This is a genomic window from Phytoactinopolyspora endophytica, assembly GCF_004138495.1.
GTDB classification, from domain to species: Bacteria; Actinomycetota; Actinomycetes; order Jiangellales; family Jiangellaceae; genus Phytoactinopolyspora; species Phytoactinopolyspora endophytica.
This window is the reverse complement of record NZ_ML142852.1, coordinates 12,632-14,135: the sequence shown is the minus strand read 5'-3', so window position 1 is coordinate 14,135 and position 1,504 is coordinate 12,632. Positions and strand designations below refer to the sequence as shown.

Here is a 1,504-nt window from a genome sequence, read left to right as displayed (position 1 = left end):
TCCTGGCATCCGCCGGGTGGTCGGCGAAGCCGCCCACCGGTGGCGGTGCCGCACGCGAACGCTGGGAGTCACTGGCCGCTGTCGTCGCGTTGGCCGAGGATCTCGTCGCCGCCCGGCCGGACGCGAGTCTTGCGGATGTGGTCGCGGAGCTCGAAGCCCGCGCCGCCGCCCAACACGCGCCTGTCGCGGACGGCGTGACGCTTGCCTCTCTGCACGCGGCCAAGGGCCTGGAATGGGATGCCGTCTTCGTCATCGGGGTCCACGAGGGTACGTTGCCGCTGAACTACGCCGAGACGCCTGAGCAGATCGAAGAAGAACGCCGGCTGCTGTACGTGGGCGTCACACGAGCGCGCGAGCATCTGGCCGTGACGTGGTCGCTTGCTCGGCAGCCGGGCGGCCGCGGGTCGCGTAAACCGAGCCGCTTCCTCGACGGCCTGCGGCCGGGTCGCCAGTCGCGTGCCGGGACGCGGGCCTCTCGGTCTGTCACGAGCCGCACCAAGTCGCCCGCTCGTTGCCGGATATGCGGCACCGCCCTGGTGGAGGCCGCGGCACGGAAGCTCGGCCGGTGCGGCGATTGCCCGTCGTCGGTCGACGAGGAGCTCTTCGAGCAGCTGCGGGCATGGCGACTCGAACGCGCCCAGGAACAGAAGGTGCCAGCATACGTCGTGTTCACTGACGCTACCCTGACCGCTCTGGCGGAGACCAAGCCCGCCGACGAGGCCGCGCTGCGGGCGGTGCCGGGGGTCGGGCAGAGCAAGCTCGAACGGTACGGCCCTGAGGTGCTCAAGATGTGCCGCGAAGCTTCGCCAGAGCACGCGACGGACGACACGCGAAAGTAGTCAAAAAATAGGTTGCCCCTTACGTTCAGGCGCGTTAGTGTAGCCACGCACCTTGTTGCGCTATGCGCCGAGCGTGCCCTGGGTCGGAAAGTCCGGCTGAGAGAGCTGATCGAGAGGAGGGTATTTCGGATGATCACCACAAAGCTGCATGTGCGGAATGACATCTGGCTGGCTGACTATGCCTGCGCTAATGCCCTCGACGGTCGGTTCTCGTTCGTGGGGAGTCTTTCCGTTTCGCCCGTCAAGGCCCCGTCGACGGGAGCAGTGCGTCCGCAGGCAGGCAACAACATCCTGATGACCACGCGCCGTGTCGATGTGGCCAAGGGTGATGTGCGTCTCCGTAGCTTGGGTCCGCCGATCTGATCTTCACCAGAATCGGCGCCTACAGGCCGCGGAACCCGCACACCGGGATCCGCGGCCTTTTTTTGTTTGGCACATGACGTGCTTCCGCCACCAACAGACACCACAAGGGGAAGGAGGTGAGAAGGACACATGATGTTGGCGAGTGTCCTCGATGACGCGTTCGTCACTGACGAGGCAACCCCTTGTCGTAACGATCCGGAGCTGTGGTTCGCCGACACGCCGGCTGACGTCGAGTTGGCCAAGGAACTGTGTGGGAGCTGCCCTGTGCGTGCGCAGTGCCTGGCCAGTGCGCTTGACCGAGC

General features: G+C 66.1%; 3 protein-coding genes. All 3 read left to right on the top strand.

Annotated elements, in window-relative coordinates; all coding sequences use genetic code 11:
* Positions 1-839, top strand: an 839-nt coding sequence (locus ELR45_RS40570) for an HRDC domain-containing protein (RefSeq protein WP_240759301.1), incomplete at its 5' end; no start/stop codon positions are given.
* A gap of 129 nt (positions 840-968) precedes the next feature.
* Positions 969-1,202, top strand: coding sequence for a hypothetical protein (locus tag ELR45_RS08445; RefSeq protein WP_129665142.1), 234 nt, complete (start codon positions 969-971; stop codon positions 1,200-1,202).
* A 132-nt stretch (positions 1,203-1,334) separates the two neighbouring features.
* A partial coding sequence (locus tag ELR45_RS42030) for a WhiB family transcriptional regulator (RefSeq protein ID WP_276320671.1) occupies positions 1,335-1,504 on the top strand: 170 nt, incomplete at its 3' end.

What these genes read in the sequence shown, in the direction of transcription:
- ELR45_RS08445 (WP_129665142.1), top strand. Translation starts at nt 969, where the DNA reads ATGATCACCACAAAGCTGCATGTGCGGAATGACATCTGGCTGGCTGAC.